25 protein-coding genes and 1 pseudogene are annotated in these 23,028 nt (G+C 63.5%); 1 reads left to right on the top strand and 25 read right to left on the bottom strand.

Annotated features, from left to right (window positions below; genetic code table 11):
* Positions 1 to 3: 3 nt before the first annotated feature.
* From rplR to rpsL, 22 genes are all read right to left on the bottom strand, one after another.
* Complete coding sequence (gene rplR / locus ACRQ5Q_RS18085) at positions 4 to 366, bottom strand: 50S ribosomal protein L18 (protein ID WP_008549238.1); 363 nt, start codon at positions 364 to 366, stop codon at positions 4 to 6.
* 11 nt (positions 367 to 377) lie between these two features.
* Entirely contained in the window at positions 378 to 911 is a 534-nt protein-coding gene (gene rplF, locus ACRQ5Q_RS18080) for a 50S ribosomal protein L6 (RefSeq protein WP_439368791.1), read from the bottom strand.
* Positions 912 to 927: 16 nt separating this feature from the next.
* Entirely contained in the window at positions 928 to 1,326 is a 399-nt protein-coding gene (gene rpsH / locus ACRQ5Q_RS18075; protein ID WP_018647252.1) for a 30S ribosomal protein S8, read from the bottom strand.
* A gap of 14 nt (positions 1,327 to 1,340) precedes the next feature.
* On the bottom strand, positions 1,341 to 1,646 hold the full coding sequence (rpsN, locus tag ACRQ5Q_RS18070) for a 30S ribosomal protein S14 (RefSeq protein WP_018647251.1): 306 nt from the start codon (positions 1,644 to 1,646) through the stop codon (positions 1,341 to 1,343).
* A 46-nt stretch (positions 1,647 to 1,692) separates the two neighbouring features.
* Positions 1,693 to 2,250 (bottom strand): 50S ribosomal protein L5, encoded by a 558-nt coding sequence (rplE, locus tag ACRQ5Q_RS18065; RefSeq protein ID WP_211406466.1) that lies wholly within the window; start codon positions 2,248 to 2,250, stop codon positions 1,693 to 1,695.
* A complete protein-coding gene (gene rplX, locus ACRQ5Q_RS18060; RefSeq protein WP_439368793.1) occupies positions 2,243 to 2,557 on the bottom strand; it encodes a 50S ribosomal protein L24 in 315 nt (104 codons plus the stop codon). The genes rplE and rplX overlap by 8 nt, the downstream gene beginning before the upstream one ends.
* Positions 2,557 to 2,925, bottom strand: a complete 369-nt coding sequence (gene rplN / locus ACRQ5Q_RS18055; RefSeq protein ID WP_007603030.1) for a 50S ribosomal protein L14 — start codon at positions 2,923 to 2,925, stop codon at positions 2,557 to 2,559. Before rplN ends, rplX begins: the two co-directional genes overlap by 1 nt.
* 84 nt (positions 2,926 to 3,009) lie before the next feature.
* Positions 3,010 to 3,258, bottom strand: a complete 249-nt coding sequence (gene rpsQ / locus ACRQ5Q_RS18050; RefSeq protein ID WP_008549247.1) for a 30S ribosomal protein S17 — start codon at positions 3,256 to 3,258, stop codon at positions 3,010 to 3,012.
* Between the two features lie 13 nt (positions 3,259 to 3,271).
* On the bottom strand, positions 3,272 to 3,478 hold the full coding sequence (gene rpmC, locus ACRQ5Q_RS18045) for a 50S ribosomal protein L29 (protein WP_011088144.1): 207 nt from the start codon (positions 3,476 to 3,478) through the stop codon (positions 3,272 to 3,274).
* A 5-nt stretch (positions 3,479 to 3,483) separates the two neighbouring features.
* On the bottom strand, positions 3,484 to 3,897 hold the full coding sequence (rplP, locus tag ACRQ5Q_RS18040; RefSeq protein ID WP_018647247.1) for a 50S ribosomal protein L16: 414 nt from the start codon (positions 3,895 to 3,897) through the stop codon (positions 3,484 to 3,486).
* Between the two features lie 30 nt (positions 3,898 to 3,927).
* The gene (gene rpsC / locus ACRQ5Q_RS18035; protein ID WP_080137238.1) at positions 3,928 to 4,653 is read right to left on the bottom strand and encodes a 30S ribosomal protein S3; all 726 of its coding nucleotides are present in this window, start codon (positions 4,651 to 4,653) and stop codon (positions 3,928 to 3,930) included.
* 17 nt (positions 4,654 to 4,670) lie between these two features.
* On the bottom strand, positions 4,671 to 5,057 hold the full coding sequence (gene rplV / locus ACRQ5Q_RS18030; RefSeq protein ID WP_008549264.1) for a 50S ribosomal protein L22: 387 nt from the start codon (positions 5,055 to 5,057) through the stop codon (positions 4,671 to 4,673).
* Positions 5,058 to 5,067: 10 nt separating this feature from the next.
* Positions 5,068 to 5,346 carry a 30S ribosomal protein S19 gene (gene rpsS / locus ACRQ5Q_RS18025; protein ID WP_008136357.1) on the bottom strand — a complete coding sequence of 93 codons (279 nt, stop codon included), beginning with the start codon at positions 5,344 to 5,346 and terminating at the stop codon, positions 5,068 to 5,070.
* A gap of 12 nt (positions 5,347 to 5,358) precedes the next feature.
* The gene (gene rplB, locus ACRQ5Q_RS18020) at positions 5,359 to 6,192 is read right to left on the bottom strand and encodes a 50S ribosomal protein L2 (protein ID WP_060736369.1); all 834 of its coding nucleotides are present in this window, start codon (positions 6,190 to 6,192) and stop codon (positions 5,359 to 5,361) included.
* Between the two features lie 12 nt (positions 6,193 to 6,204).
* Positions 6,205 to 6,507 carry a 50S ribosomal protein L23 gene (locus ACRQ5Q_RS18015; RefSeq protein WP_183245047.1) on the bottom strand — a complete coding sequence of 101 codons (303 nt, stop codon included), beginning with the start codon at positions 6,505 to 6,507 and terminating at the stop codon, positions 6,205 to 6,207.
* Positions 6,504 to 7,124: a 50S ribosomal protein L4 gene (gene rplD, locus ACRQ5Q_RS18010; protein ID WP_018647243.1), complete on the bottom strand. Its 621-nt coding sequence runs from the start codon at positions 7,122 to 7,124 to the stop codon at positions 6,504 to 6,506. Before rplD ends, ACRQ5Q_RS18015 begins: the two co-directional genes overlap by 4 nt.
* Before the next feature lies 1 nt (position 7,125).
* Positions 7,126 to 7,839, bottom strand: coding sequence for a 50S ribosomal protein L3 (rplC, locus tag ACRQ5Q_RS18005; protein ID WP_008549275.1), 714 nt, complete (start codon positions 7,837 to 7,839; stop codon positions 7,126 to 7,128).
* A 51-nt stretch (positions 7,840 to 7,890) separates the two neighbouring features.
* Positions 7,891 to 8,199, bottom strand: a complete 309-nt coding sequence (gene rpsJ, locus ACRQ5Q_RS18000; RefSeq protein WP_002712302.1) for a 30S ribosomal protein S10 — start codon at positions 8,197 to 8,199, stop codon at positions 7,891 to 7,893.
* An 81-nt stretch (positions 8,200 to 8,280) separates the two neighbouring features.
* Positions 8,281 to 9,471, bottom strand: coding sequence for an elongation factor Tu (gene tuf, locus ACRQ5Q_RS17995; RefSeq protein ID WP_235545631.1), 1,191 nt, complete (start codon positions 9,469 to 9,471; stop codon positions 8,281 to 8,283).
* Between the two features lie 40 nt (positions 9,472 to 9,511).
* On the bottom strand, positions 9,512 to 11,584 hold the full coding sequence (gene fusA / locus ACRQ5Q_RS17990; protein ID WP_439368797.1) for an elongation factor G: 2,073 nt from the start codon (positions 11,582 to 11,584) through the stop codon (positions 9,512 to 9,514).
* Between the two features lie 33 nt (positions 11,585 to 11,617).
* Positions 11,618 to 12,088, bottom strand: coding sequence for a 30S ribosomal protein S7 (gene rpsG, locus ACRQ5Q_RS17985; RefSeq protein WP_018647239.1), 471 nt, complete (start codon positions 12,086 to 12,088; stop codon positions 11,618 to 11,620).
* Positions 12,089 to 12,103: 15 nt separating this feature from the next.
* A complete protein-coding gene (gene rpsL, locus ACRQ5Q_RS17980) occupies positions 12,104 to 12,475 on the bottom strand; it encodes a 30S ribosomal protein S12 (protein WP_007603006.1) in 372 nt (123 codons plus the stop codon).
* A gap of 669 nt (positions 12,476 to 13,144) precedes the next feature.
* Here rpsL and ACRQ5Q_RS17975 point away from each other — a divergent pair.
* Positions 13,145 to 14,394: pseudogene (locus tag ACRQ5Q_RS17975) on the top strand (FAD-dependent oxidoreductase).
* On the opposite strand, the gene ACRQ5Q_RS17970 reads toward ACRQ5Q_RS17975, so the two are convergent.
* From ACRQ5Q_RS17970 to rpoC, 3 genes are all read right to left on the bottom strand, one after another.
* On the bottom strand, positions 14,310 to 16,343 hold the full coding sequence (locus tag ACRQ5Q_RS17970) for an ABC transporter ATP-binding protein (RefSeq protein ID WP_439399287.1): 2,034 nt from the start codon (positions 16,341 to 16,343) through the stop codon (positions 14,310 to 14,312). The pseudogene ACRQ5Q_RS17975 and the gene ACRQ5Q_RS17970 sit on opposite strands and share 85 nt — an antisense overlap.
* Positions 16,344 to 16,476: 133 nt before the next feature.
* Complete coding sequence (locus ACRQ5Q_RS17965) at positions 16,477 to 18,537, bottom strand: FAD-dependent oxidoreductase (RefSeq protein ID WP_439399285.1); 2,061 nt, start codon at positions 18,535 to 18,537, stop codon at positions 16,477 to 16,479.
* 193 nt (positions 18,538 to 18,730) lie between these two features.
* Entirely contained in the window at positions 18,731 to 22,927 is a 4,197-nt protein-coding gene (gene rpoC / locus ACRQ5Q_RS17960) for a DNA-directed RNA polymerase subunit beta' (RefSeq protein WP_439368803.1), read from the bottom strand.
* Positions 22,928 to 23,028: the final 101 nt, after the last annotated feature.

Raw genomic sequence — 23,028 nt, 5'->3', positions numbered from 1 at the left:
CTGTTAGAAGCTCAGCCCGCTCTCACGCGCGGCGTCGGCCAGAGCCTTGACGCGCCCGTGATAGAGGTAGCTGCCGCGATCGAACACGACTTCCTTGACGCCCTTCTCGGCGGCGCGCTCGGCCAGCAGCTTGCCGACCGCCTTCGCCGCATCGATGTCGGCACCGGTCTTGCCGCCGTCGCGCATCGCCTTCTCGAGCGACGAGGCCGAGGCCAGCGTCTCGCCCTTCAGGTCGTCGATGACCTGGGCGTAGATGTGCTTGGACGAGCGGAATACCGACAGACGCGGACGGCCGCCACCGGAGCGGCGCAGCTTCAGCCGCACACTCCGCTTGCGCCGGGCATTCGTAACCTTGGCTTTGGACATGACCGGCTCCGTTACTTCTTCTTGCCTTCCTTGCGGAAGATGAATTCGCCCACATACTTCACGCCCTTGCCCTTGTAGGGCTCCGGCGGACGATAGGCGCGGATCTCCGCGGCGACCTGGCCGACGCGCTGGACGTCGCTGCCCGCCACCGTGATCTCGGTCGGCTTCGGCACGGTGATCGTGATCCCTTCCGGGATCGGATAGATCACGTCGTGGCTGTAGCCGAGCGCGAGCTGCAGGTTCTTGCCCTGCATCGCGGCACGGTAACCGACGCCGGTGATCTCGAGCTTCTTCTCGAAGCCCTTGGTGACGCCTTCGACCAGATTCGCGACCTGGGCTCGAGCGGTGCCGTACAGGGCGCGCGCGCGGTTGGTCTCGGCACGCGGCTTGACCTTGATCTGTCCGCTCTCGAGCTTCACCTCGACGTCGTCGTGGACGACGAACTGAAGCTGGCCCTTCGGCCCCTTCATCTTGACGGTCTGCCCATCAACGGTCGCGGTAACGCCGGACGGCACCGTCACAGGCTTTTTGCCAACTCGTGACATGGATGAAAAATCCTTCTCAGAACACCGTGAAGAGGACTTCACCGCCCACATTCGCGTCGCGCGCGCTGTGGTCGGCCATGATCCCCTTCGGCGTCGACAACACCGAAATGCCGAGCCCGTTGTTGACCCGCGGCAGATTCTTCACCGAGGCGTAGACGCGACGCCCGGGCTTGGAAACGCGTTCGATCTCGCGGATGACGGGCTCGCCGTCGAAATACTTCAGCTCGATCTCGATCTCGCTGCGGCCCGAGGGATGCTCGAGCGTGGCGTAACCGCGGATGTAGCCCTCGGACTTCAGCACCTCGAGCACGTTCTCGCGCATCTTCGAACCAGGCGTGGAGACCTTGGTCTTGGAGCGCATCTGCGCGTTGCGGATGCGGGTGATCAGATCGCTGATTGGATCGTGCGTAGACATCTAAACGACCCTCCTTACCAGCTGGACTTCACGAGGCCCGGGACCATGCCCTTGGAGCCAAGGTCGCGCAGCGCGATACGGGACAGCTTGTTCTTGCGATAGTTCGAGCGCGGGCGGCCCGACAGCTCGCAACGCAGGCGGATGCGGGTCGCCGACGAGTTGCGCGGCATCTCTGCCAGCTTCAGCGTCGCAGCGAAACGCTCTTCCATCGGCAGCTTCTTGTCGGCGATGATCGCCTTCAACCGCTCGCGCTTGGCGGCGGCGTTCTTCACCATCCGCTTGCGCCGGTTGTTCTTCTCGACTGAACTCTTCTTTGCCATGCTTGGCTCCTGGGTATCCGCGTTTGAGAGGCTTTAGGTCAGCGTCTCACTGCCGGAACGGGAAATTGAAAGCGGTCAACAAGGCCCTCGCCTCTTCGTCGGTCTTGGCCGTGGTGCAGACGGTGATGTCCATACCGCGGGCTTCCGTGACCTTGTCGAAGTCGATCTCGGGGAAAATGATGTGCTCCTTGATGCCGAGCGAGTAGTTGCCGCGGCCGTCAAAGCTCTTCGGGTTCAGGCCGCGGAAGTCGCGGACGCGCGGCAGCGCGACCGTCACCAGGCGATCGATGAACTCGTACATGCGGGCCTTGCGCAGCGTGACCTTGCAGCCGATCGGCTGGTTCTCACGCAGCTTGAAGGTTGCGATCGCGATGCGCGAATAGGTCACGATCGCCTTCTGGCCGGCGATCTGGGTCAGCTCGGCAGCGGCGGTCTCGGCCTTCTTGCGGTCGTTGACGGAATCGCCAACGCCCATGTTCAGCACGACCTTGTCCAGGCGCGGAACCTGCATCACGTTCTCATAACCGAACTTCTCGGTCAGAGCCGTGCGGATCTTCGCGTCATATTCCGCGCGCAGGCGCGGCGTGTAGGCGGTCTCAGCCATCGATCTCAGCTCCCGAGCTCTTGGCGATGCGGACCTTCTTGCCGTCCGCCAGAATCTTGAATCCGACGCGGGTCGGCTTTCCGTCCTTGCCGACATACGCGATGTTGGACAGTTGGATCGGCGCCTCTTTCGAGACGATGCCGCCCTCCTGGGCCTGCGTCTGCTTCTGGTGACGCTTGACCATGTTGATGCCGCGCACCAGTGCGGTGCCGGTGTCGGGGCGAACCTCGAACACTTCGCCGGTGCGGCCCTTGTCGCGGCCGGTCAGCACGACGACCTTGTCGCCCTTGCGGATCTTCGCAGCCATCACAGCACCTCCGGCGCGAGCGAAATGATCTTCATGTGGTTCTTGGCGCGCAGCTCGCGCGGCACGGGCCCGAAGATACGGGTGCCGACCGGCTCGGACTGGTTGTTGATCAGAACGGCGGCGTTGCGGTCGAAGCGGATGACCGAACCGTCGGCGCGGCGGATATCCTTGCGGACGCGCACCACGACGGCCTTCATCACGTCGCCCTTCTTCACCTTGCCACGCGGAATCGCTTCCTTGATCGAGACGACGATGATGTCGCCGATCGTGGCGTAGCGGCGCTTGGAGCCCCCGAGCACCTTGATACACATGACACGGCGTGCGCCAGAATTGTCGGCCACGTCGAGGTTGGTCTGCATCTGAATCATTGATGCACCTCGTCCTCTTTCTCTTTGCGCCAGCCCAGCCGGCGCTCAACATTTCCCTGAAGTCAGTCGGCCAAAGCCAACAGATCAGGCGCTTTTCTTGTGTTCGCCCCGGATCACGACCCAGCGCTTCAACTTCGAAATCGGCTTCGATTCCTCGATCCACACCACGTCACCCGGCTTGAACTGGTTGCTCTCGTCGTGGGCGTGATAGTTCTTGGAACGGCGGATCGTCTTCTTGTAGATCGGGTGCGTGAAGCGGCGATCGACGCGCACCACGATGGTCTTGGCTTGCTTGTCGCTGACGACCACGCCCTGCAAAGTACGTTTCGGCATCTTCGTAAGCCTCTTACTTCTTCTTCGCGCGCGTCTGCGCGGCGACGGTCTTGATCCGGGCGATGTCACGGCGGGCCTCGCGCAGGCGCGAGGTGTTCTCGAGCTGCCCGGTGGCACGCTGGAAGCGCAGGTTGAAGCGCTCCTTCTTCAGGTTCAGGATGGCGTCATCCTGCTGGTCGGGGCTCATCGCGCGGATGTCTTCGATCTTCATCTGGGCCATGGCCATTACTCCGCAATGCGCTCGACGAAGCGCGTCTTGATCGGCAGCTTGGCGGCCGCCAGGGTCAGCGCCTCACGCGCGGTCTGGGTGTTGACGCCGTCGATCTCGAACAGCACCCGGCCCGGCTTGACGCGGGCCACCCACAGCTCGGGCGAACCCTTGCCGGAGCCCATGCGGACTTCGGCCGGCTTCTTCGACACCGGAACGTCGGGGAACACGCGGATCCAGACGCGGCCGGCGCGCTTCATGTGGCGGGTCAGCGCGCGTCGGGCGGCCTCGATCTGGCGCGCGGTGACGCGCTCAGGCTCGGTCGCCTTCAGGCCGTACTGGCCGAACGCCAACGTCGCGCCCGAAGACGCAACGCCGTGGATGCGGCCCTTATGCGCCTTCCGGAACTTCGTTTTCTTAGGTTGCATCATGGCTTTGAGCCCTCAAATTCCTGTCTGGCTTCAGGCCGCAGCCGTGTCGCGGCGCTGACGGCCACCACGATCGCTGCTGCCGCCCGTCTCGCCTTCGGCCATTCTCTTGTCCTGGGCCATCGGATCGTGCTCGAGGATCTCGCCCTTGAAGATCCAGACCTTGACGCCGCAGGTGCCGAAGGTCGTGAACGCGGTCGCAACGCCGTAGTCGATGTCGGCGCGCAGCGTGTGCAGCGGCACGCGACCTTCGCGGTACCACTCCATGCGCGCGATTTCCGCACCGCCCAGGCGACCCGAGCAGTTGATGCGGATGCCTTCCGCGCCGAGACGCATCGCCGACTGCACGGCGCGCTTCATGGCACGGCGGAACGCCACGCGGCGCTCCAGCTGCTGCGCGATCGACTCGGCCACCAGCGTCGCATCGAGCTCCGGCTTGCGGATCTCGACGATGTTGATGACGACGTCGGACGAGGTGATGTCCGCAACACGCTTGCGCAGCTTGTCGATGTCGGCGCCCTTCTTGCCGATCACCACGCCCGGCCGGGCCGAGTGGATGGTGACGCGGCACTTCTTGTGCGGACGCTCGATGACGATGCGGGCGACGGCCGCCTGCTTGAGCTCCTTGTGCAGGATCTCACGGATCTTGACGTCCTCGTGCAGCAGCTTGCCGTATTCCTGCTTGCCGGCGAACCAGCGGGAATCCCAGGTCCGGTTGATGCCGAGACGCAGACCGATCGGATTGATCTTTTGACCCATCGTGTTCTCCTGCGCCCTTACGCCGCTGCTTCGGCTTCGACCTGACGAACGATGATCGTCAGCTGCGAAAATGGTTTGTAGACACGGCCCGAACGGCCACGACCGCGGGCGGCGAAGCGCTTCATCACGAGGCCGTTGCCGACGAAGGCCTGCGCCACGACGAGATCGTCCACGTCGAGGTCGTGGTTGTTCTCGGCGTTGGCGATCGCCGATTCCAGGCACTTCTTCACGTCGACCGCGATCCGCTTGCGCGAGAACTGCAGGTCGGCGAGCGCAGCGGAAGCCTTCCGGCCGCGAATGAGCTGGGCGACCAGGTTGAGCTTCTGCGGGCTCACCCGCAGCATCCGGGCGACCGCCTTGGCCTCGTTGTCGGCTAGGCTCCGTTCGCGCTTAGGTTTGCTCATCGTTTAATCCTCAAGCCTTCTTGGCTTTCTTGTCGCCGGAGTGGCCATGGAAGGTCCGGGTCGGCGAGAACTCGCCGAACTTGTGACCGACCATTTCCTCGTTGACCGCCACCGGCACGTGCTTCTGACCGTTGTAGACGCCGAAGGTCAGGCCGACGAACTGCGGCAGGATCGTCGAGCGACGGCTCCAGATCTTGATGACGTCGTGACGGCCGGACGCGCGCGCGGCATCTGCCTTCTTGAGCAGAGAACCCTCGACGAACGGGCCTTTCCAGACTGAACGAACCATGTCCGGCGTTCCTTACTTCTTCCGCTTGTGGCGGCTTAGGAGAATGAATTTGTTGGTCGACTTGTTGGTGCGGGTCTTCTTGCCCTTGGTCGGCTTGCCCCACGGGGTGACCGGGTGGCGACCGCCCGAGGTACGACCTTCACCACCGCCGTGCGGATGGTCGATCGGGTTCATTGCGACACCGCGGTTGTGCGGGCGACGGCCCATCCAACGCTTGCGACCGGCCTTGCCGATCGAGGTGTTCATGTGATCCGGGTTCGACACCGCGCCGATCGTGCCGCGGCAGCGGCCGTGCACCAGGCGCTGCTCGCCCGAGTTCAGGCGGATGATGACGTAGTCCTGGTCGCGGCCGACGAGCTGAGCGTAGGTGCCGGCGGAACGGGCGAGCTGGCCGCCCTTCCCGATCTTGACCTCGATGTTGTGGATGATCGTGCCGACCGGCATGTTGCCGAGCGGCATGACGTTGCCCGGCTTCACGTCGACATAGTTGCCGGCGATGATGGTGTCACCCACGGCCAGGCGCTGCGGCGCCAGGATGTAGGCCTGCTCGCCGTCCTGGTACTTGATCAGGGCGATGAAGCCGGTGCGGTTGGGATCGTACTCCAGCCGCTCGACGGTCGCGGGCACGTCGACCTTCTCACGCTTGAAGTCGACGGTACGCAGCGTCTGCTTGTGACCACCGCCGCGGAAGCGCACGGTGATGCGGCCGGTGTTGTTGCGACCGCCCGAGGACTTCTTGCCCTCGGTGAGCGCCTTCAGCGGCTTGCCCTTGTAGAGGGCCGAACGATCGACCATCACCAGCTGGCGCTGGCCCGGCGTCGTGGGATTGAATGTCTTCAGTGCCATCGTCGTACGACCTTACAGACCGGTGGTGACGTCGATCCGGTGGCCCTCTTCGAGGGTCACGATCGCGCGCTTGCTGTTCGACTGCGAGCCGAGATTGCCGCGGAAGGCCTTGACCTTGCCCTTGCGGACCAGCGTGTTGACGCTCTTGACCTTGACGTCGAACAGCTTCTCGATCGCTTCCTTGATCTGCGGCTTGGTCGCCTTCGCGGCCACCTTGAACAGCACCTTGTTGTGCTCCGAGGCGATCGTCGCCTTTTCGGTCACGACCGGCGACAGGATCACGTCGTAGTGGCGAGGCTCGATGTTCTTCGTCATTTGAAGCGCGCCTCCAGCGCATCGATGGCGGCCTTGGTCAGAACGAGCTTCTGACGGCGCAGGATGTCATAGACGTTGATGCCCTGGATCGGCAGCACGTCCATGTTCGGGATGTTGCGGGCCGCAGCGGCGAAGCCGTTGTTGAGCTCGGCACCGTCGATGATCAGCGCATTGGTGAGGCCGAGGCCCGAGAAGTGACCGAGCAGCGCCTTGGTCTTGGCGGCTTCCAGCGCGGCCTTCTCGATCACGACGAGATCGCCGTCCTTGGCCTTGGCCGAGAGCGCATGCTTGAGAGCGAGCGCACGGACCTTCTTCGGCAGGTCGGTGGCGTGCGAACGCACCACCGGACCGAAGGCACGGCCGCCGCCACGGAACTGCGGCACGCGGGCCGAGCCGTGACGAGCACCGCCGGTGCCCTTCTGCTTGTACATCTTCTTGCCGGTGCGCCAGATCTCGGCGCGGCCCTTGGCCTTGTGCGTGCCGGCCTGGCGCTTGTTGAGCTGCCACTGCACGCAGCGCGCGATGATGTCCTCGCGCGGCTCGAGGCCGAAAATGGCGTCGGAGAGCTGAACGGAGCCAGCTTCCTTACCTTCGAGGGTGGTGACCTTCAATTCCATCTCACGCCTCCTGCGCAGCCGGAGCGGCGTCCGCGTCGCCAGCAACCTTGAACTTGCCGGGCTTCGGAGCTTCCTTCGGCAGCGGCTTCTTGACGGCGTCGCGCACACGGATCCAGCCGCCCTTGGAGCCGGGAACGGCGCCTTCGACGAGGATCAGGCCGCGCTCGACATCGGTCTGGACGACGCGAAGGTTGAGCGTGGTGATGCGATCGACACCCATGTGGCCGGGCATCTTCTTGTTCTTCCAGGTCTTGCCGGGGTCCTGACGACCACCGGTCGAACCGATCGAGCGGTGCGAGATCGACACACCGTGCGTGGCGCGCAGACCGCCGAAGTTCCAGCGCTTCATGCCGCCCGCAAAACCCTTACCGACCGACGTGCCGGTGACATCGACGAACTGGCCGACGACGAAGTGATCGGCCTGGATCTCGGCGCCGACCGGGATCATGGCGTCCGCGGTGACACGGAACTCCTCGACCCGGCGCTTCGGCTCGACCTTGGCGACCGCGAACTGGCCGCGCTCGGCCTTGGGCATGTAAACGGTCTTGCGGCTGCCCGAACCGAGCTGGAGCGCGACGTAACCGTTCTTCTCTTCGGTGCGGTGGCCTACGACCTGGCAATTGCCGAGCTTCAGCACGGTCACGGGGATATGTTCGCCGGCCTCCGTGAAGACCCGCGTCATCCCGACCTTTTGTGCGATCACTCCGGAGCGCATCGGCTTGCTTCCTGTTCTCTTTGTCCGCTTTCGCGAACGGGATCCAAAATCTTAGAGCTTGATCTCGACGTCGACACCGGCGGCCAGGTCGAGCTTCATCAAAGCATCGACGGTCTGCGGGGTCGGATCGACGATGTCGAGCAGGCGCTTGTGGGTGCGCATCTCGAACTGTTCGCGGCTCTTCTTGTCGACGTGGGGCGAACGGTTGACGGTGAACTTCTCGATGCGGGTGGGCAGCGGAATGGGTCCGCGGACCTGCGCGCCGGTGCGCTTCGCCGTGTTCACGATCTCACGGGTCGACGTATCGAGGATACGATGGTCGAACGCCTTGAGACGGATACGAATGTTTTGGCCGTTCATTGCCGTGGTCTCTCTTCAGTGGGTGGCGAATAGCGAATAGCGAATGTTGCCATTCGCTACTCGCCGTCCCTTTTCTCGTAATTACTCGATGATCGAGGCGACGACGCCGGCGCCGACGGTGCGGCCGCCTTCGCGGATCGCGAAGCGGAGCTTCTCTTCCATCGCGATCGGCACGATCAGGTGCACTTCCATCGCGATGTTGTCGCCCGGCATCACCATCTCGGTGCCTTCCGGCAGATGCACGACACCGGTCACGTCGGTGGTGCGGAAGTAGAACTGCGGACGGTAGTTGGTGAAGAACGGGGTGTGGCGCCCGCCCTCTTCCTTGGTGAGGATGTAGGCCTCAGCCTTGAACTTGGTGTGCGGCTTGACCGAACCCGGCTTGGCCAGAACCTGGCCGCGCTCGACATCCTCGCGCTTGGTGCCGCGGAGCAGAGCGCCGATGTTGTCGCCGGCCTGGCCCTGATCGAGCAGCTTGCGGAACATTTCGACGCCGGTGACGGTGGTCTTCTGGGTGGCGCGCAGACCGACGATCTCGATTTCCTCGCCGACCTTGACGACGCCGCGCTCGACACGGCCGGTCACCACGGTGCCGCGGCCCGAGATCGAGAACACGTCTTCAACCGGCATCAGGAACGGCTGGTCGATCGGACGCTCCGGCTGCGGGATGTACTCGTCGACGTTGCGCATCAGCTCGAGGATAGCGTCGTGGCCGAGCTTCTTGTCCGAGTCTTCGAGAGCGGCGAGCGCCGAACCCTTGATGATCGGGATCTTGTCGCCCGGGAATTCATACTTCGAGAGCAGCTCGCGGACTTCGAGCTCGACGAGCTCGAGCAGCTCCGGATCGTCGACCATGTCGCACTTGTTGAGGAACACGACGAGCGCGGGCACGCCGACCTGGCGGGCGAGCAGGATGTGCTCGCGGGTCTGCGGCATCGGGCCGTCAGCGGCCGACACGACCAGGATCGCACCGTCCATCTGGGCGGCGCCGGTGATCATGTTCTTCACGTAGTCGGCGTGGCCGGGGCAGTCGACGTGGGCGTAGTGGCGGTTCGTGGTCTCGTACTCGACGTGCGCGGTCGAGATGGTGATGCCGCGGGCCTTCTCTTCCGGCGCCTTGTCGATCTGGTCGTACGCGGTGAACGTCGCACCGCCGGTCTCGGCGAGGATCTTGGTGATCGCCGCGGTCAGCGACGTCTTGCCATGGTCGACGTGACCGATGGTGCCGATGTTGCAGTGCGGCTTGTTACGTTCAAACTTTGCTTTGGCCATTTGACTCTCCGTTCAATCGTCAGCTTGAGACCGACGACAATCAGGCAAACTTCTTCTGGACTTCTGCCGACACGTTGGCCGGCGCTTCTGCGTAGTGATCGAACTGCATGGTGAAGGTCGCGCGACCCTGGCTCATCGAGCGCAGGTTATTCACGTAACCGAACATGTTCATGAGCGGCACCATCGCGTTGATGACGTTGGCGTTGCCGCGCATGTCCTGACCCTGGATCTGACCGCGCCGGGAATTCAGGTCGCCGATGACCGAGCCGGTGTAGTCTTCCGGGGTCACCACTTCGACCTTCATGATCGGCTCGAGCAGGACGGACTTGCCCATCTGCAGCGCTTCGCGGAAGCAGGCGCGCGAAGCGATTTCGAACGCCAGCGCCGACGAGTCGACGTCGTGATACTTGCCGTCGACGAGCTGCACCTTGACGTCAACCACGGGGAAGCCCGCGACCACGCCGGACGACAGCACGCTCTCCAGGCCCTTCTCGACGCCGGGAATGTATTCCTTCGGCACCGCGCCGCCGACGATCTTCGATTCGAACTCGAAGCCCTTGCCGGGCTCGTTCGGCTCGACGATGAACGACACGGCCGCGAACTGGCCGGTACCGCCGGTCTGCTTCTTGTGGGTGTAGCTGTGCTCCACCCGCTTGGTGATACGCTCACGGAACGCGACCTGCGGCGCCCCGATGTTGGCGTCGACCTTGTAGGTGCGCTTGAGGATATCGACCTTGATGTCGAGGTGGAGTTCGCCCATGCCCTTGAGGATGGTTTGGCCGGACTCGTGGTCGGTCGACACGCGGAAGGACGGATCCTCCGCGGCGAGCTTGGCCAGCGCCACGCCCAGCTTCTCCTGGTCGGCCTTGGACTTCGGCTCGATCGCGATCTCGATGACCGGCTCGGGGAACTCCATCTTCTCGAGGATCACCTGGTGGTCGGGATCGCACAGCGTGTCACCGGTGCGCGCTTCCTTCAGGCCGGCCAGCGCGACGATATCGCCGGCATAGGCTTCCTTGATGTCCTCGCGGTTGTTCGCATGCATCAACAGCATGCGCCCGATGCGCTCCTTCTTCTCGCGGGTCGAGTTCACGACGCCGGTGCCGCTCTGCAGAACGCCGGAATAGATGCGGCAGAAGGTGATGGTGCCGACGAACGGGTCGTCCATGATCTTGAACGCGAGCAGCGCCAGCGGCTCCTTGTCGTCCGCCTTGCGCACGACTTCGTTGCCCTTGTCGTCGGTGCCCTTGATCGCGGGCACGTCGAGCGGCGACGGCAGGTAGTCGACGACGGCGTCGAGCAGCGGCTGCACGCCCTTGTTCTTGAAAGCCGAGCCGCACAGCACGGGATAGAACGCGCCGGTCAGCACCGCCCTGCGGATCAGGCGCTTCAGGGTCGCCTCATCCGGCTCCTTGCCGTCGAGGTAGGCGGCCATGGCGTCGTCGTCGAGCTCGACGGCGGCTTCCACCATCTTCTCGCGGTATTCCTTGGCCTGGTCGACGAGATCTTCCGGAATGTCGACATAGTCGAATTTCGCGCCGAGCGCTTCGTCGTTCCAGACGACGCCCTTCATCTTCACGAGGTCGACGAGACCCTTGAAGTTGTTCTCGGCACCGATCGGAAGCTGGATCGCGACGGGCTTGGCGCCCAGGCGATCGACGATGTCGGAGAGACACTTGAAGAAGTCCGCACCGATCTTGTCCATCTTGTTGGCGAAGACGATGCGCGGAACCTTGTACTTGTCGCCCTGGCGCCAGACGGTCTCGGTCTGGGGCTCGACGCCCTGGTTGGAGTCGAGCACGCAGACGGCGCCGTCGAGCACGCGCAGCGAACGTTCGACTTCGATGGTGAAGTCCACGTGGCCGGGAGTGTCGATGATGTTCAGGCGCTTGCCATTCCAGAAGGCGGTGGTCGCAGCCGAGGTGATCGTGATGCCACGCTCCTGCTCCTGCTCCATCCAGTCCATCGTCGCGGCACCTTCGTGCACTTCGCCAATCTTGTGGCTCTTGCCGGTGTAATAGAGGATGCGCTCGGTCGTCGTCGTCTTGCCGGCGTCGATATGCGCCATGATACCGAAGTTACGGTAGTCCTCGATGGCATGTTGGCGGGGCATGGGGTGTTCCTTGCGAGTCCGTTTGTTTCGCCGTTACCAGCGATAGTGCGAGAAGGCGCGATTGGCTTCCGCCATGCGGTGCACGTCTTCGCGCTTCTTGACGGCGTTCCCCCGGTTGTTCGACGCGTCCAAGAGCTCCGCCGAGAGCCGCTCGGTCATCGTCTTCTCGTTGCGCTCGCGCGCAGCCGCGATCAGCCAGCGAATGCCCAGGGCCTGCCGGCGGGTCGAGCGAACCTCGACCGGAACCTGGTAGGTCGCGCCGCCGACGCGACGGGAGCGAACCTCGATCGTCGGCATGACGTTCTCGAGCGCCTGCTCGAACACGCCGAGCGGGTTCTGCTTGGTCTTGGATTCGATGATGCCGAACGCGCCGTAGACGATACCTTCGGCGACGGACTTCTTGCCGGCGTACATCACCGAGTTCATGAACTTCGTCACGATGATGTTCCCGAACTTCGGATCCGGGAGAACTTCGCGCTTTTCCGCAGAGTGGCGACGAGACATAGGCTTGGTTCCCGCTTACTTCGGACGCTTGGCGCCGTACTTCGAACGACGCTGCTTACGGTTCTTGACGCCCTGGGTGTCCAGGACGCCGCGGAGGATGTGGTAGCGCACGCCGGGCAAGTCCTTGACGCGGCCGCCGCGGATCATGACCACCGAGTGCTCCTGGAGGTTATGACCCTCGCCGGGGATGTAGCCGATCACCTCGAAGCCGTTGGTCAGGCGCACCTTGGCAACCTTACGAAGCGCCGAGTTCGGCTTCTTCGGGGTCGTGGTGTACACGCGGGTGCAAACACCACGCTTCTGAGGCGACTGCTGCAGCGCCGGCACCTTCTTGCGCGACTTCTGCACTTCCCGCGGTTGAGCGATCAGCTGGTTGATCGTCGGCATCCTGGCCTTACCCTTTGTTCTGCCGCGGCCCCTTGCGGGCCCGCTGTCTTGGCGCGGCCCGTTCCCGGGACCGCAAATTCTGTTCGGGCCACCCGCCCGACGAGGCCGCCTCGCGCGGAACAATCCGCGCAAAGCGAAATTGCGCCAACCGCTCCATCAACGAGCGGAAAGCGCTTCGACGCCACAGAGGACCGCGATATTGAGGCCGATCAGCGTAAAGCTGCGGCCCGCGTACCGAGGTCATGCATCCGAGTTCGATCTCAAGAGAACCTGCTCAAGAGAACTAAAATCGCACTGGCATTGCCTAGCTATGATCGACAGCGTTTGAGCGGCATTCGTCGAGGTTGGTGCCCGTCTTGCGATCCCAAAGGATCAAACGGGTGGCCCGTTCCGACGCTGGCGATGCTCACCGCCTGTCGTTAAGTGAGGCGCTTTCTATAAGTGAGAATCGGTCAAGTCAAGGTGAAACGACAGTCCCAAAACGCTTCTCGCGCCTATCGAAATCAACTTTTACCGCCTCACCACGCCTGCCTGATATGGGAACACCGGGCGTCCTCCGCTAGCCCAGCAGCCTATTTATGTCCGGACGAAATATACTTTTATGACGCGCGCTAAGGCTTTTTTTCCTGTTGATGCGGCAATCTGCCGCCTTCGGCAGAGATTTGCGCCATGCGGTACACCGACATTGCCATCATCGGCGGGGGATTGTCTGGCTCGACCGCCGCCGCGATGCTCGGCCGCGCCGGCGTTTCGACCGTGCTGATCGATCCGCATGAGACCTATCCGGCCGACTTCAGGGTCGAAAAACTCAGTGGCGAGGTGCAGGTCGAGCGATTCCTGAAGACCGGAATCGCAGAATCAGTGCTGCGGCGCGCGACCTATTCGGGCGAGAACTGGATCGCGAGATTCGGCCGGCTGCTCGACAAGGCACCGAGCCGGCAGTTCAACATCCTCTACGATTCCCTGGTCAACGCCATCCGCGCCGAGATTCCTGCGAGCGTCGAGCGAATCTTTGCCAAGGCGATCGCGATCGAGACGAGCGAGGAGCGGCAGAGGATCACGCTGTCCGACGACGAGACCATCTCGGCCCGCCTGGTCGTGCTCGCCAACGGGCTGAATGTCGGCCTGCGCCACCAGCTCGGCATCGCGCGAAAAACCGTCAGCGCCTGCCATTCGATCTCGATCGGATTCGACGTTGTCCCGGCCGGGCGCAATGCGTTCGATTTTCCGGCCCTCACCTATTTTTCGGAGCGGCCGAGTGACCGCATCCCCTACATCACGCTGTTTCCGATCGGCCCGCGGATGCGCGCCAATTTGTTCGTGTATCGCGGCTTCGACGATCCCTGGCTGCGCGAGCTGCGCCGCGTCCCGGCCGAGACTCTGCATGCCGCCCTGCCCCGGCTCAAGCGCATCACGGCCTCTTCGACATCCCCGGCGAGCTGAAGATCCGCCCGGTCGATCTCTATGTGAACGATGCAAGGGGCCAGCCCGGCCTCGTGCTGGTGGGCGATGCCTTCTCGACCTCCTGCCCGGTCGCCGGCACCGGCTGCGACAAGGTCTTCACCGACGTCGAGCGGCTCTGCAACGTCTACATCCCGCGATGGCTGGCCTCCGACGGGATGGATGCCGCCAAGCTCGCCTCGTTCTACACCGATCCGGTCAAGCGGGCTTGCGACGAATGGTCGGCGGCGAAGGCGTTCGACTTCCGCTCAGTCTCGACTGAGAGGAGCCCCTACTGGGCGGCGCAGCGCTGGGCGCGCTTCATCGCGTGGTCGGTCCAGGGGCTGCTGCGGCCGCTCGGAGGCGCCTTCGATCTGGAGCCGAACTTCCTCGGTCACTCCTCCTCGTCGTCCTCGTCCTCATCATCCGCGAGGTCGTCTTCATCCTCGTCGTCATCGTCACTGTCGTCGTCGGCCTGAGCCACAGCGCCGTGCGGCTGGTGGATCTGGTCGTTCCACAGCTGGCGATAGGTGCCGTTTTTGGCGAGCAGCTCGGCGTGCGAGCCGCGCTCGATCGCCCTGCCCCCTGAAATCACGATGATCTCGTCCATCTCGACCACCGAGGTCAGGCGGTGGGTCGACCAGATCATGGTGCGGCCTTTGGCGACCTTCAGCAGCGTGCGGTTGATCGCGGCTTCCGTGGTCTGGTCGAGCGCCGAGGTGGCCTCGTCCAGCAGCAGAACGGACGGATTGCGGATGATCGCACGTGCGATCGCGATACGCTGGCGCTGGCCGCCCGAGAGCGTGTCGCCGCGCTCGCCGACCTGCGTGTCGTAGCGCTGCGGCAGGCTCATGATGTAGCGGTGGATCTCGGCCTTCTTGGCCGCCTCCTCCACCTCCGCGTCGGTCGCGCCTTCCTTGCCGAGCCGGATGTTCTCGCGGATCGACATGTTGAACAGCATGTTCTCCTGGAACACCACGGCCATGCTCCGGCGCAGCGAATCCAGGGTGACCTTGCGGACATCGACGCCGTCGATGGTGACGCGCCCCTCGTCCGGCACGTACAGCCGCAGGATCAGGTTGAGCAGCGTGCTCTTGCCCGAGCCCGACGGGCCGACGATGGCGATGCTCTTGCCGACGTTCAGCTTGAGGCTGAGATTGTCCAGCACCGGCGTCTGGCTGCCCTCGTACTGGAATGTCACGCGGTCGAAAGTGATGTCGTGGGTAATGCGCGGCAGATCGGGCGCGCCGGGCCGATCGGCGCCGCGGGTCGGCTCGTCGAGCAGCTCCTGGATGTGGCGGATTGCGGCGGCCGAGGAGATCGACACCGGGATGAAATGCATTACGTGGGCGATGTTGTAGGAGACCTCCCAGAACGCGCTCTCGAAGGTGACGAAGGTGCCGATGGTGATCTGGCCCTTGGTCGCCAGATACGCACCGATCGCAAGCACCACGAGGTGCAGCAGCAAGACCGAAATGGTGACCGTCCGCTCCACCATGGTCGACAGGAACGCGGCCGAGGCGATCCTGTTGCGGGTCTCGTCGTTGCGGAACCTGAAGAAGCTGAACATCTTGCGCTGGAGACTGAACGCCTTGATCACCGCCTGGGCGCCGATGTTCTCCTGCACCATGCCGAGCAGCGCGGCTTCGTTCTGCTTCTGCTCGTAATTGGCCTGCACCGCCTTCGGAGTGAGGATGCGCGGGCCGATCAGCGTGATCGGGAATACCAGCAGCGCGACCACCGCGAGCTGCCAGTTCAGGAACACCATCAGGATGATGCCGGCGATCAATTCCAGGAACGGCAGCGCGGCGCTGTTGGCGAAGCTTTTCACCGAGCTCTCGAAGGCCGAGAGGTCGACCGAGAAACGCGACAGGATCTCGCCGCGCTTGGTGCGGCCGAAATAGGCTGCCGGCAGGTCCTGGACGTGCTCGAACAGACGCTTGCGGACGTCGGAGATGATGCAGGCAGCCAGCCGCGCGTCCCAGCGCTCGTACCAGACGGCGACGATCGAGGTGAAGATGCCGGCGGCCGCGAGCACGCCGAGGATCTTGTACAGGGCCTGGAAATCCTCCTCGCCGAGCGCGTCGTCGATCAGGTACTTCAGGCTGAGCGGCATGATGACGTTGAACAGCGTCTCGACGACGACGCCGAACGCCACGAATGACAGCATCCGCTTGTAGTTGGTCAGATAGGGCCTGACGAAACCCAGGATGGTCGCGAGCGCGCCGGCGGCCTCGCGTGCGGTAAAGACGACGAGGTCCTCGTCCTCATCGTCGTCGTCGAGCTCCAGCTCGTCATCCGCCTCGTCTTCGTCGTCCTCGGCCTCTTCGAGATCGGGCTTGGCGGTGGAGGCGAGCTTGTCGTCGAGCTCGGCCGCCTCTCCGGCGGCGAGCTTCTGTTTGTCGGGCGAGAGAGGCTTGGACGCCATGAAACCAACCGATGCTGACGGCCGGCATGACCGCAGAGAAAGCATGAGACAGCAGAGAGCCGCTATCGCACCGATTCTATGCGATCATGATGAATTCGGCAAAGCAATTGGCGAATTCACCCGATCTTGAGGGCTAGTCGTCGTCCTCGTCCTCGACCTTGTCGAAGAACGAATAACGCAAAGAGTCCGCGTCGGCGTACCACTGGCCCGGGCCCTTGCCGGCGGCGAGCGTCGCCTCCCAGAGCGCATCCGTGCAGTCCTTGCGGTGCATCGACAGATCGAAGCCGTTGCCGAAGAACAGCTCGGACCACTCCCACCAGGTGCCGAGCTTCTTGACCCCGCGCAGCAGGTCGTAGCGGTCGATCAGAGCCGGCGCCATGTCCGAGGTGACCGAGCCGAACACGAGGCCGATCTTGACTACGCGGTTGAGCTCGCGGATCGCGCGGACCACCTGCTTCGGGGGCACATGGCACAGGCTGGTCTCGAACACGAAATCGAAGCTGCCGTCCTTGAACGGCATGCCGGTGACCGACCCGAGCTTGTTGTACTTCTTCAGCGCCTTCGGCGTCTTGGCATGGACGGCACGGTTGTTCTCGATGCCCCAGGCATCGATGTCGCGCTCGCGCAGCGCGCCGACCAGTTCCCCACTCGCCGAGCCCGCGACAAGAAGCTTCGAGCCCTTGGCCTTGCCCCAGACGATGCCGATCAGCTTTGTCAGATAATCGGGATCGGTGAAGTGCTGCCACACCTCGTGATAGGGACCGATGCCGCGATAGTTCTCGAAATAGTCGCGGTCGATCTTGTCGGAGAGCGGCTTATCCTGCTGCGCGCGTTCGCGGCGCAGGCGCATCATCTCGGTCAGGATGATGTCGGTGGCCGCATCCGAGGAGTCGAGCAGGCCGTTCAGCGTCGAGTCGAACAGGTAGTCACCAACCACGACGATGCCGGGATGCTCCTTCGGCTCCGGCCGGTGATTGGTCATGACGTCGCGCACGGGCAGACCGCCAGGCAGCGCATTCACCGACGACAGCCAGCGGTGGATCTTGCCTTCGATGAAATGCGCGCGGGCATCGCCGAGCGAGGCCGGCAGCGATTTCAGCGCGGCGTCGATCAGCTCCTGATCAGAGAGATTGGCGAAGGCCAGCGCGTCGGAGCCGGGAATCAGCCAATTCAAGACGCCATGCTTGCCGACATCGTGACGCGCGCCCTCGTTGTAGACGCAGCAGCCGCCGAAGGCTTCCGACATGAACCAGGCGCCGGGAATCTTCTCGCCCCAGAACGGCTCGTCGAACAGGATCGAGACGCGCAAATAGTGCGCCGGACGGTCGAAATACGAGACGTGCTTGACCATCGACTTGCGCAGCTGCTCGCCTTCCCACCCCATGGTGGCGAGCCAGGAATGCGGCAGGCAGACCAGCACGAGGTCGAAGTCGCGCGTCTCCGGGCCCTTGCCGTTCATCATCTTGAGCTGGTAGCGGCCGGTCGGCGCCTTGCCGACGGTGAGCACGCGATGATTGAGCTCGATGTCGGCATTGACCTCCGACTGCAGGCACTCGATCAGCTGTTCGTTGCCGTTCTGGATGGAATAGAGGCCAATATAGCCGTCGACGTCCATCAGATAGTTCTTGAGCGCGTTGAGGCCGTTGGTGTTGTGGCTTTCGGTCGCGATGTCCGAGCGCGCCATCACCTTGAAGAAACGCTTTGCGGTGTCGTCCTCGACCTCCTCGTCGAGCACCTGCTCGGCGGTCTTGTAGGCCCAGGGATTCTCGTTGTCGTGTGCGCCGACGCCTTCGTAATACTCGATCGGCGACATCACTTCGGTGCAGCGCTTACGGAACGCCTCGATCGCGGCCGCGGTCTTGGCGCCGTATTTGCGGCGCATGCCGGGCACGTCGTCGAGCAGCTCGCCGCCGAACAGCACCTGCTCGGCATCCATCGGAATCGTCTGCAGGCCGAAATGCTGGATCAGTTCGCGCAGCGGATCCGGACCCGTCATCGAGTAGTCGTAGATCTCGGCAACACCGGCCTCGTACATCGCGGGCGCGGAATCGAACTTTCGCGTGAGGATCTTGCCGCCGAGCCGGTCCGACGCCTCGAAGATGGTGACGCGGCAGAGGTCGCCGAGCTTACGTTTCAGATACCAGGCGCTCATCAGCCCGCCGGGGCCGCCGCCTACGATTGCGAGGTCAAGCATATCAGTTCCGTGGTCTCCGGCCCTGCCCCCGTCACGGGATCCACCGGTCTAAGCTTCCCTAGCAGAAGCGCTTTTGCTTCTGAAGGAAAGATGAACAAAGGTTGATCCTGCAACGCAGCAAGCAAAGAAAGCAGCAAAAAGGCCGGCTTGCGCCGGCCTTTTCATTGTCCTCGGTATTCCTACGGATGAACGATCATTCCGCGGGCGGCAGCGCAGGAAGCTCCGCCTCCGGCGCGGGCGGCACGACAGACGCCTGCTTCTCGCGCTCGTCCAGGATCAGCTTGTCGCGCTTCATCGCGACTTCGCGGATCTTGGCCATGGAGGCGCCGGTGCCCGCCGGAATCAGCCGGCCGACGATGACGTTCTCCTTGAGGCCTTCGAGCGGATCGATCTTGCCGTTGACCGCCGCCTCGGTGAGGACGCGGGTGGTCTCCTGGAACGAGGCCGCCGAGAAGAAGGAGCGGGTCTGGAGGCTCGCCTTGGTGATGCCGAGCAGAACCGGCGTTCCCGTGGCGGGCTTCTTGCCCTCTTCCCTGGCCTTCTCGTTCAGCGCGTCGAACTCGATCTTGTCGACCTGCTCGCCGGAGATCATGTCCGTATCGCCCTGATCGGTGACTTCCACCTTCTGGAGCATCTGACGGACAATCACCTCGATGTGCTTGTCGTTGATGAGCACGCCCTGGAGCCGGTAGACTTCCTGGATCTCGTTGACCAGATAGGCCGCGAGCTCCTCGATGCCCTTGATCGCCAGGATGTCGTGCGGCGCCGGGTTGCCTTCCACGATGAAGTCGCCCTTTTCGACGACGTCGCCGTCCTGAAGGTGGATGTGCTTGCCCTTCGGGATCAGGTACTCGCGCGGCTCCTCGGTCTTGTCCATCGGCTCGATCGAGATGCGACGCTTGTTCTTGTAGTCGCGCCCGAACCGGATGGTGCCCGCGATCTCGGCGATGATCGCCGCATCCTTCGGACGCCGTGCCTCGAACAGCTCCGCCACGCGCGGCAGACCGCCGGTGATGTCACGCGTCTTGGCGCTTTCGGTCGAGATACGGGCGAGGATGTCGCCCGGCGCGACCTTGGCTCCGATGTCGACCGAGAGAATGGCATCGACGGACAGCATGTAGCGGGCATCGCCGCCACGGGCGAGCTTGAGCACCTTGCCGTCCTTGCCCTTGACCACGATGGCCGGACGCAGGTCCGAGCCGCCGCGGGTCGAGCGCCAGTCGATGACCACGCGCTTGGCGATACCGGTGGCCTCGTCGAGCGTTTCCGAGATCGACTGTCCCTCGACCAGATCCTCGAAGCCGATGGTACCTTCGACTTCGGTGAGGAGCGGACGGGTGTAGGGATCCCACTCGACGATGCGCTGGCCGCGCTTGACCATGTCGCCTTCGTCGACGTGCAGGCGCGAGCCGTACTGGACGCGGTGCGTCGCACGCTCGGTGCCGTCGGCATCGACGATCGCCACCACCATGTTGCGCACCATCGCGATCAGGTGACCTTCGCTGTTGCGGGCGATGGCCTTGTTCCTGATCACGATCTTGCCGTCGAAATTGGCTTCGACGAACGACTGCTCGTTGAGCTGCGCCGCACCACCGATGTGGAAGGTGCGCATGGTCAGCTGGGTGCCCGGCTCACCGATCGATTGAGCCGCGATGACGCCGACCGCTTCACCGTGGTTGACCGGCGTGCCGCGGGCGAGGTCGCGGCCGTAGCACTTGCCGCAGATGCCGTTGACGAGTTCGCAGGTCAGCGCCGAGCGGATCTTCACCTCCTGCACACCACCCTGCTGGATGGCGTCCAGATGGCTCTCTTCCATCAGCGTGTCGCGCTTGATGATCACCTTGCCCGAGCTGTCACGAATGTCCTCGCAGGCCGTGCGTCCGAGGATGCGCGAGCCGAGCGAAGCGACCACCGTGCCGGCGTCGACGATGGCGCGCATCTTGATGCCGAGCTTGGTACCGCAGTCGCTCTGCGTGATGATGCAGTCCTGCGCGACGTCGACGAGACGACGGGTCAGGTAGCCCGAGTTCGCGGTCTTCAACGCGGTGTCCGCGAGGCCCTTGCGGGCGCCGTGGGTCGAGTTGAAGTACTCGAGGACCGAGAGGCCTTCCTTGAAGTTCGAGATGATCGGCGTCTCGATGATCTCACCCGACGGCTTGGCCATCAGGCCGCGCATGCCGGCGAGCTGGCGCATCTGGGCCGGCGAACCGCGGGCACCGGAGTGGGCCATCATGTAGATCGAGTTGATGTCGGCATCGGCTCCGCTCGCCGTCTTCTTGGTGGCGGAGATCTCCTTCATCATCGCCTTGGCGATTTCTTCCGTGGCCTTCGACCAGGCGTCGACGACCTTGTTGTACTTCTCGCCATGGGTGATCAGACCGTCGTTGTACTGCTGCTCGAAATCCTTCGCCAGCGTACGGGTGGTGTCGACGATCTTCCACTTGCCGTGCGGCACGACCATGTCGTCCTTGCCGAACGAGATGCCGGCCTTGAACGCGTTGTAGAATCCCAGCGCCATGATGCGGTCGCAGAAGATCACGGTCTCCTTCTGGCCGCAGTGACGGTAGACCTGGTCGATGACGCCCGAGATCTCGCGCTTGGTCATCAGCTTGTTGATGATCTCGTACGAGATGCGCGGGTTCTTCGGCAGCAGGTTGCCGAGCATGACTCGGCCGGCCGTGGTTTCGATCCAGCGCTTGGTGACCTTGCCGGTCTCGTCCATGCCTTCCCACCGGTACTTGATCTTGGTGTGGAGATGGATGACCTTCGCATGCAGGGCGTGCTCGAGCTCGGCCATGTCGCCGAACACCTTGCCCTCGCCGGGCAGGCCTTCGCGCATGATCGAGACGTAGTAGAGACCGAGCACGATGTCCTGCGACGGCACGATGATCGGCTGGCCGTTCGCCGGATGCAGGATGTTGTTGGTCGACATCATCAGGACGCGCGCTTCCAGCTGCGCTTCGAGCGACAGCGGAACGTGCACGGCCATCTGGTCGCCGTCGAAGTCGGCGTTGAACGCCGAGCAGACCAGCGGGTGAAGCTGGATCGCCTTGCCCTCGATCAGCACGGGCTCGAACGCCTGAATGCCGAGGCGGTGCAACGTCGGCGCGCGGTTCAGCAGCACCGGATGCTCGCGGATGACCTCGTCCAGGATGTCCCAGACCTCGGGCCGCTCCTTCTCGACCAGCTTCTTGGCCTGCTTGACGGTGGTGGACAGGCCCTTGGCGTCAAGCCGCGAGTAGATGAACGGCTTGAACAGCTCGAGCGCCATCTTCTTCGGCAGGCCGCACTGATGCAGGCGCAACTCGGGACCGACCACGATCACCGAACGTCCCGAATAGTCGACGCGCTTGCCGAGCAGGTTCTGACGGAACCGGCCCTGCTTGCCCTTGAGCATGTCGGCGAGCGACTTCAGCGGACGCTTGTTGGCGCCGGTGATGACGCGGCCGCGGCGGCCGTTGTCGAACAGCGCATCGACCGCTTCCTGAAGCATGCGCTTCTCGTTGCGGATGATGATGTCCGGCGCGCGCAGCTCCATCAGCCGCTTCAACCGGTTGTTGCGGTTGATGACGCGGCGGTAGAGGTCGTTGAGATCAGAGGTCGCGAAGCGGCCGCCGTCCAGCGGCACCAGCGGACGCAGGTCTGGCGGGATCACCGGAACCACGGTCATGATCATCCATTCCGGCTTGTTGCCGGAGTGGCGGAACGCTTCCACGATCTTCAGGCGCTTGGCCAGCTTCTTGTGCTTGATGTCGGAATCGGTCTCCTGCATCTCGACGCGCAGCGAAGCCTCGAGCTTCTCGAGGTCCATGCCCTTGAGCAGTTCGCGGATCGCCTCGGCGCCGATCATGGCGGTGAAGCTGTCCTGGCCGTACTCGTCCTGCGCCTTCAGGTACTCGTCTTCCGACAAGAGCTGACGGTCCTTGAGCGCGGTGAGACCCGGCTCGAGGACGACGTAGTATTCGAAGTAGAGGATCCGCTCGAGATCCTTCAGCGTCATGTCCAGCAGAAGGCCGATGCGCGAGGGCAGCGACTTCAGGAACCAGATGTGGGCGACGGGGGCTGCGAGCTCGATATGGCCCATGCGCTCGCGCCGGACGCGCGACAGCGTGACCTCGACCGAGCACTTCTCGCAGATGATGCCCTTGTACTTCATGCGCTTGTACTTGCCGCACAAGCACTCATAATCCTTGATCGGCCCGAAGATGCGGGCGCAGAACAGGCCGTCGCGCTCGGGCTTGAAGGTACGGTAGTTGATGGTCTCCGGCTTCTTGATCTCGCCGTAGGACCAGGACAGAATCTTCTCTGGAGACGCGATCGAGATCCGGATCTGGTCGAAGACCTGAGCCGGCGTCGTCGGGTTGAAGAGATTCATAATTTCTTGGTTCATCGTCTTCTCCTCGCGTGCCGGTCGCCTCCGGCCGCAAATTCGAAAATCACTTCTGCAGGGCGCCCTGCCCTCAAGGCCTCGGGCGGGGCGCCAATGCCCGG

The organism is Bradyrhizobium sp. PMVTL-01, from assembly GCF_051861855.1.
Lineage (GTDB): Bacteria > Pseudomonadota > Alphaproteobacteria > Rhizobiales > Xanthobacteraceae > Bradyrhizobium.
Note: the sequence above shows the minus strand (reverse complement) of the source record. Positions and strands in the feature narration are given on the sequence as shown.

Excerpts from the sequence above, each read along its gene's own strand:
- rplR (WP_008549238.1), bottom strand. The coding sequence starts at position 366 with ATGTCCAAAGCCAAGGTTACGAATGCCCGGCGCAAGCGGAGTGTGCGG.
- rplF (WP_439368791.1), bottom strand. The coding sequence starts at position 911 with ATGTCACGAGTTGGCAAAAAGCCTGTGACGGTGCCGTCCGGCGTTACC.
- rpsH (WP_018647252.1), bottom strand. The coding sequence starts at position 1,326 with ATGTCTACGCACGATCCAATCAGCGATCTGATCACCCGCATCCGCAAC.
- rpsN (WP_018647251.1), bottom strand. The coding sequence starts at position 1,646 with ATGGCAAAGAAGAGTTCAGTCGAGAAGAACAACCGGCGCAAGCGGATG.
- rplE (WP_211406466.1), bottom strand. The coding sequence starts at position 2,250 with ATGGCTGAGACCGCCTACACGCCGCGCCTGCGCGCGGAATATGACGCG.
- rplX (WP_439368793.1), bottom strand. The coding sequence starts at position 2,557 with ATGGCTGCGAAGATCCGCAAGGGCGACAAGGTCGTCGTGCTGACCGGC.
- rplN (WP_007603030.1), bottom strand. The coding sequence starts at position 2,925 with ATGATTCAGATGCAGACCAACCTCGACGTGGCCGACAATTCTGGCGCA.
- rpsQ (WP_008549247.1), bottom strand. The coding sequence starts at position 3,258 with ATGCCGAAACGTACTTTGCAGGGCGTGGTCGTCAGCGACAAGCAAGCC.
- rpmC (WP_011088144.1), bottom strand. The coding sequence starts at position 3,478 with ATGGCCCAGATGAAGATCGAAGACATCCGCGCGATGAGCCCCGACCAG.
- rplP (WP_018647247.1), bottom strand. The coding sequence starts at position 3,897 with ATGATGCAACCTAAGAAAACGAAGTTCCGGAAGGCGCATAAGGGCCGC.
- rpsC (WP_080137238.1), bottom strand. The coding sequence starts at position 4,653 with ATGGGTCAAAAGATCAATCCGATCGGTCTGCGTCTCGGCATCAACCGG.
- rplV (WP_008549264.1), bottom strand. The coding sequence starts at position 5,057 with ATGAGCAAACCTAAGCGCGAACGGAGCCTAGCCGACAACGAGGCCAAG.
- rpsS (WP_008136357.1), bottom strand. The coding sequence starts at position 5,346 with ATGGTTCGTTCAGTCTGGAAAGGCCCGTTCGTCGAGGGTTCTCTGCTC.
- rplB (WP_060736369.1), bottom strand. The coding sequence starts at position 6,192 with ATGGCACTGAAGACATTCAATCCCACGACGCCGGGCCAGCGCCAGCTG.
- ACRQ5Q_RS18015 (WP_183245047.1), bottom strand. The coding sequence starts at position 6,507 with ATGACGAAGAACATCGAGCCTCGCCACTACGACGTGATCCTGTCGCCG.
- rplD (WP_018647243.1), bottom strand. The coding sequence starts at position 7,124 with ATGGAATTGAAGGTCACCACCCTCGAAGGTAAGGAAGCTGGCTCCGTT.
- rplC (WP_008549275.1), bottom strand. The coding sequence starts at position 7,839 with ATGCGCTCCGGAGTGATCGCACAAAAGGTCGGGATGACGCGGGTCTTC.
- rpsJ (WP_002712302.1), bottom strand. The coding sequence starts at position 8,199 with ATGAACGGCCAAAACATTCGTATCCGTCTCAAGGCGTTCGACCATCGT.
- tuf (WP_235545631.1), bottom strand. The coding sequence starts at position 9,471 with ATGGCCAAAGCAAAGTTTGAACGTAACAAGCCGCACTGCAACATCGGC.
- fusA (WP_439368797.1), bottom strand. The coding sequence starts at position 11,584 with ATGCCCCGCCAACATGCCATCGAGGACTACCGTAACTTCGGTATCATG.
- rpsG (WP_018647239.1), bottom strand. The coding sequence starts at position 12,088 with ATGTCTCGTCGCCACTCTGCGGAAAAGCGCGAAGTTCTCCCGGATCCG.
- rpsL (WP_007603006.1), bottom strand. The coding sequence starts at position 12,475 with ATGCCGACGATCAACCAGCTGATCGCTCAACCGCGGGAAGTGCAGAAG.
- ACRQ5Q_RS17970 (WP_439399287.1), bottom strand. The coding sequence starts at position 16,343 with ATGGCGTCCAAGCCTCTCTCGCCCGACAAACAGAAGCTCGCCGCCGGA.
- ACRQ5Q_RS17965 (WP_439399285.1), bottom strand. The coding sequence starts at position 18,537 with ATGCTTGACCTCGCAATCGTAGGCGGCGGCCCCGGCGGGCTGATGAGC.
- rpoC (WP_439368803.1), bottom strand. The coding sequence starts at position 22,927 with ATGAACCAAGAAATTATGAATCTCTTCAACCCGACGACGCCGGCTCAG.